Origin of the sequence: Symbiobacterium sp. (assembly GCF_040797425.1) — a bacterium.
Classification (GTDB): Bacteria; Bacillota; Sulfobacillia; order Symbiobacteriales; family Symbiobacteriaceae; genus Symbiobacterium.
Genome location: NZ_JBFNEH010000096.1, coordinates 1 through 5,760, shown reverse-complemented (window position 1 = coordinate 5,760; position 5,760 = coordinate 1). Strand labels below are relative to the sequence as shown.

Below are 5,760 nucleotides of genomic sequence, written 5' to 3'. Positions count from 1 at the left end.
GAGTGTCAACTTTCAGTACACCCCTGGCGGTGCACCGTACTGCATTTTGACATTCACCCCCTGGCGCCGCTCTCGCAACCGTCACAGAGACGGTCTCGAACCGGTTCAGGTTGACAGGGGCCGCCTGGAAGACCTGTCGGACAGGCCCACGTGCCCGCTTCGCACAGCGGGAGTGTCAACTTTCAGTACACCCCTGGCGGTGCACCGTACTGCATTTTGACATTCACCCCCTGGCGCCGCTCTCGCAACCGTCACAGAGACGGTCTCGAACCGGTTCAGGTTGACAGGGGCCGCCTGGAAGACCTGTCGGACAGGCCCACGTGCCCGCTTCGCACAGCGGGAGTGTCAACTTTCAGTACACCCCTGGCGGTGCACCGTACTGCATTCTGACAGTCGCTCCCCGGCACCGCTCTCGCGACCGTCACAGAAACGGTTTTGAACGGGTCGACCTGAAAGCGACTTCGTCAACAACTGCCCACCGGCTTTCGTGTCCACTCCGTATACCTGATCCTGCAGTCATCTGATCACGAGGCATTTCGGCCCGCCCCGCAGGGGACGGGCCTTTGGCGCGCCAAGGGTATGGGCGATTCTACCTATCGTGAGAATTGTGTCTTCAACTTGTCTAAGATTCTCTTGCGTTTTACCCATTTCGTGGTACTATGGTGGTGAAGAGTGGTGGAAAGTGGGGCGCTAGCCCATTGAAGCGGCTGGCGCCCACCTGCCCCTTCACCATGCGGCTGGCGCCACTGCGGGACCGCTGGCAGCGGGGGACGACAGCTATGTTCATGGGCGAGTTCCAGCACGCAATCGACGCCAAAGGGCGGCTCATCATCCCGGCCAAGCTGCGCGAGGGGCTGGGTGAGCGCTTTATTGTTACCAAGGGGCTGGACCGCTGCCTGTTCGTCTTCCCCCAGGCCGAGTTTGAGGCCGTCAGCCAGAAGCTGCGGGGCCTCGGGATGAGCTCCAGCGCCGCCCGGGCGTTTAACCGCCTGTTCTTCTCCGGCGCCACCGAGTGCGAGCTCGACCCCCAGGGGCGTGTCCTCCTGCCCAACAACCTCCGGGAGTACGCCGGCATCGTGAAGGACTGCGTGATCGTCGGCGTGGAGAACCGGGTGGAGATTTGGGCGCAGGAGCGGTGGGCAGAGTACAGTGAGGAGGCCGGCGAGCTCTACACCGAGATTGCCGAGAAGCTGGGCTTCTGATCGGCGGGCGCCAGGCCCCCCGGCGCTTGTCGCCCCGCCTTCGCACGCGCCCGGGGCTGCCGCCCTCCAATCCCGGATGGCGAGGCGATCACCGTGGCCTTTCACCACGTGCCGGTGCTCTTGCAGGAGACCATGGACGTCCTGGCCGTGCGGCCGGGTGGCGTGTACATCGACTGTACGGTCGGGGGCGGCGGGCACGCCGCCGAGATCCTGCGGCTCTCGTCGCCAGACGGCCGCCTGATCGGCTTCGACCAGGACGAGGCTGCCCTCGGCGCCGCCGGCGAGCGGCTGGCGCCCTTCGGCGAACGGGTGCAACTGGTGCGGACCAACTTCGCCGAGATCGCGGCCGTTGTCGCCCGCCTGGGGCTGGGCTCGGTGGACGGCGTGCTGATGGACATCGGCGTCTCGTCCTACCAGTTCGATGAAGGGGAGCGGGGCTTCAGCTACCATCATGATGCTCCCCTGGACATGCGCATGGACCGGACCAAACCGCTCACTGCAGCGGTGGTCGTCAACGAGTGGCCGGAGGATGAGCTCGCCCGGGTGATCCGGGAGTACGGCGAGGAGCGATGGGCCAGGCGCATCGCCCAGTTCATCGTGCGGGCCCGCAAGACCGGGCCCATCGAGACCACCGGCCAGCTGGTGGAGATCGTCAAGGCCGCCATCCCTGCCGCCGCCCGACGGGAGGGGGGGCACCCGGCCCGCCGTACCTTCCAGGCCATCCGCATCGCCGTCAACGACGAGCTCGGAGCGCTGGAGCGGGGGCTGCAGGGCGCCCTGCAGGTGCTGAAGCCCGGCGGCCGCCTGGCGGTGATCACCTTCCACTCGCTCGAAGACCGCATCGTGAAGCGCACCTTCGCCCGGTGGGCGAACCCGTGCACCTGTCCGCCCGACGCCCCGGTCTGCGTCTGCGGCAAGCGGCCCTTGGCCGAGCCGGTCACGCGCAGGCCCATCCGGCCGTCGGCGGCGGAACTGGCTGCGAACCCCCGGTCACGGAGCGCCACGCTCCGGGCCATCGTGAAGCTTCAGGGAGACGAGGAGGCGAAGTGAGATGTCGGCAGCGCCGCAACTGACCCCGGCCCGAAAGCCCCAGACATACGTTCCGGCAGTTCCGGCCACCCCGGCTCCGGCGCCCGCACTGCGTCCGGCACGCCGCCGGGTGAGCATTCCTGCGGTCCTGGGCCTCATCGCGGTGTGGATGGCCATGATGGCCCTCGCCTTCTCCCTGGTTCAGACCAAGGCCGCCATCCGGCGGGCGGAGGCGGCCACGGCCGAGGCACAGCGGCAGATCAGTCTGCTCACCGAGCAGAACCTCGCCCTGGAGGCGCAGATTGCCAACGCCGCCTCGGTGGAGGAGGTGGAGCGGTGGGCCCTGGCCCACGGCATGAAGCAGCCCGAGGGCGCGGTGGAGACGCTCCAGGGCCGTGAGGAGGCCGTGCGGACCCCGGCCGAGCCGGAAGCGGCTGCGCCCGAGGTCGCCGCGGAGGGAGTTGAGTCCTCCTTCTGGCAGGCCTGGATCGACCGGATCGCCGCCCGGGTGCAGGCCCTGGCGGCTGGGCAGCAGTAGTGCAAGTTGGAAGTGGCACAGGGCTGACCCGCGTGCGGGTCAGCCCTGTTTTGGTAACGATTTGAGCCACACCCTCCACTGGGTGTGGCTCAAATCGTTACCCTTCACGCCTCAACAGATGCCCTGGGAGATGCCTGCCGGCCGGTCATGGGGGGTTCCACCAGCCCCACCGGTCCCCGCAGGGGGTAGGCCCGGTCAGACTCGCCCCCGGCCGGCGGCCGTCACCCCCGGGCGAGACCCTGCCTTCCACTCTAACGGTAACGATTTGAGCCACGGCCCCCACTAGGTGTGGCAAATCGTTACCCTTCACGCCTCAACAAACGCCCTCGGAGATGTCTGCTGGCCGGTCATGGGGGGTTCGACCAGCCCCATCGGCCCCCGCAGGGGGGGTAGGCCCGGTCAGACTCGCCCCCGGCCGGCGGCTGCCACCCCCGGGCGAGACCCTGCCTTTCACTCGAACGGTAACGATTTGAGCCACGCCCTCCACCCGGCGTGGCTCAAATCGTTACCCTTCAAGTGCTGCTGTGCAACATACCTCTCACCCAGTCAAGGGGAACCCGTGCGGCCCAGAAAGGGGATGTCTCCGGGGCGAACTCTACCTGCCACACCGCCCTCAGGGAAGGGCCTGATGCCCCTCGTGCGCCCGGGGCAAGCACCCGCCACCGTCCTCCGCCTCGGTGCGCGCTTCTTCCGGGACAACCTGCCGCATAGACTCCCTGTGGCCAACCTCTGGCCGTGGGGGGAATGCCGCCGTGTCCATCGGGGTGCTGAGCCGCCGCCGCACGGTCGCACTGATCGGCGTCTTCGGCGTGATCTTCACCGCGCTGGTGGGCCGCATGGTCCACCTGCAGATCATCGCCGGCGACTACTTCGCCGACAAGGCCTTTCGTTACCGCATGCGCCCGGTGCCCATCCAGGCGGATCGGGGCCGGATTCTCGACCGCAACGGCTACCCGCTGCTCACGAACCGGGTCTGCGAATCGGTCTACGCCGAGCCGATCCTCATCCAGGACAAGGCAGCCGCCGCCCGGGCGCTGTCGCCCATCCTCAACATGTCGCCCGAGGAACTGGAGAAGCGCATGAGCCGGCATACGTTCTTCGAGTGGCTCAAGCGGAAAGTCGACCCGGAGGTGGCGCAGCAGGTGAAGGCGCTGAACATCACGGGCATCGGGCTGGCCCCGGAGAAGTGCCGTTACTATCCCGAGGGCGAACTGGCAGTGCACGTGCTGGGCATCGCCAATCTCGACCACCAGGGCATCGAGGGGCTGGAGCTCACCTATAACGAGTGGCTGAAGGGGCAGAACGGCCAGATCCAGTGCGAGTACACCGCCCGCGGGCTGCCGATGGAGGACGGCGAGTGCCACGTGCTCTACGGCACGCCCGGCCACGACCTCGTCACCACCATCGACGTGAACCTGCAGCGGATCATCGAGCGTGATGTCGAGCGAGCGGTGCTCGAGACCAACGCCAGGCGGGCGACCATCATCGTGATGGACGTGAAGACCGGCGAAATCCTCGCCCTCGCCCAGTGGCCCCGCTACGACCCGGAGCTGGGCGGTAACTCCGACCCCGAACTGCGCCGCATCTTCACCGTCACCGACGCCCTCAACCCGGGCTCCATCTTCAAGCCCATCACCGCGGCCGCCGGGCTGGACAGCGGCGTCATCACCCCGGAGACGGTGTTCAACGACACCGGTTGCATGACGGTGGAGGGCTGGCGCATCTGCAACTGGGACCACAAGGCCCTGGGCAGCGTGAAGATCGACACCATCATGGCCAAGTCTTCCAACGTCGGCTTCGGCACCCTGGGCATGTGGCTCGGGACCGATAAGTTCTACGAGTACCACTCCCGCTTCGGCTTGGACCGGCCCACCGGCATCGACCTCCCGGGTGAGGCCGTCGGCCAGTACCGGCCTAAGAAGCAGGCGACGAACATCGACCTGGCGGTGCAGGCGTACGGCCAGACCCTCACCGTCACCCCCATCCAGATGCTCACGGCCATCGCCGCCATCGCCAACGACGGCAAGCTGATGTGGCCGCACCTGGGCAAGGCCATCTACGACCACGAAGGCAACCTCGTGAAGGAGATCGAGCCCCGGGTGGTGCGCCAGGTGGTGTCGCCGGAGGTGGCCCGCTACGTGCAGGAACTGATGGTCGGCGTGGTCGAGACCGGTACCGGCAAGAACGCCCGGGTGGCGGGCTACCAGGTGGGCGGGAAGACCGGCACGGCCAACAAGGTGATCGACGGGCGCATCGCCCAGGGCAAGTACATCGCCTCTTTCGTGGGCTTCGCCCCGTACCCCGATCCCATGGTGGCGGTGCTGATCTCCATCGACGAGCCCGTGGGGGCTTATTACGGCGGCCAGATCGCCGCGCCGATCTTCGGCGAGGTGATGGGCTCGGTGCTCACCTACCTGGAGGCGCCCAAGTCCCCGACGCCGCCGCAGCGCCGGCGGGAGCCCTGGGAGCCGGAACCCCCCAAGGACCCGGAGCCCGGGCGCGTCCCGTCGCTGATCAACCTGCCGATCCCGGAGGCGGAGAAGGCCGCCCGGGAGGCGGGCTTCACCCTGGATTTCGTAGGCAGCGGCACCTACGTGGTGAGCCAGTTCCCGTTGCCGGGAGCCACGGCCTACAAGGGCGGAGAGATCACCGTCAACCTCACCCCGCCCCCGCCGGGATCGCGGGAGGTGACCGTGCCCCCGCTGGCTGGCCTGTCGCTGCACGAGGCGGCCAGCACCCTCGCGGACCGGGGCCTCCTGATGGAGGCGCAGGGGCAGGGGGCCGTTTATAAGCAGGAGCCGGCCGCCGGCACGCGGGTGCCCACTGGCACGCCGGTCAAGGTGTTTCTGCGGAGCATGAGGGGGAGTGGGCCGTGACGGGATGCGGACCCTGAGCGGTGAGCTGGGCGTGGAAGGCCACGAGCGGTGGGGGGTGCGCATGAGTGGGACGCGGTGGTCGGCGAGTCGTGAACCGTGAGTCCGGAAGGGATGG

4 protein-coding genes are annotated in these 5,760 nt (G+C 67.8%); all 4 read left to right on the top strand.

The genetic code is table 11. The annotated features are described in order from the left end of the window. Nucleotides 1-779 precede the first annotated feature (779 nt). The 4 genes from mraZ (at nt 780) to AB2385_RS16465 (ending at nt 5,645) form a co-directional block, all read left to right on the top strand. Nucleotides 780-1,202 (top strand): division/cell wall cluster transcriptional repressor MraZ, encoded by a 423-nt coding sequence (gene mraZ, locus AB2385_RS16480; protein WP_367656105.1) that lies wholly within the window; start codon nt 780-782, stop codon nt 1,200-1,202. Between the two features lie 93 nt (nt 1,203-1,295). Beyond that, a complete protein-coding gene (rsmH, locus tag AB2385_RS16475) occupies nt 1,296-2,252 on the top strand; it encodes a 16S rRNA (cytosine(1402)-N(4))-methyltransferase RsmH (RefSeq protein ID WP_367656104.1) in 957 nt (318 codons plus the stop codon). Between the two features lies 1 nt (nt 2,253). Beyond that, on the top strand, nt 2,254-2,769 hold the full coding sequence (locus AB2385_RS16470; RefSeq protein WP_367656103.1) for a hypothetical protein: 516 nt from the start codon (nt 2,254-2,256) through the stop codon (nt 2,767-2,769). Between the two features lie 752 nt (nt 2,770-3,521). Next, nucleotides 3,522-5,645, top strand: coding sequence for a penicillin-binding transpeptidase domain-containing protein (locus AB2385_RS16465; protein WP_367656102.1), 2,124 nt, complete (start codon nt 3,522-3,524; stop codon nt 5,643-5,645). Nucleotides 5,646-5,760 lie beyond the last annotated feature (115 nt).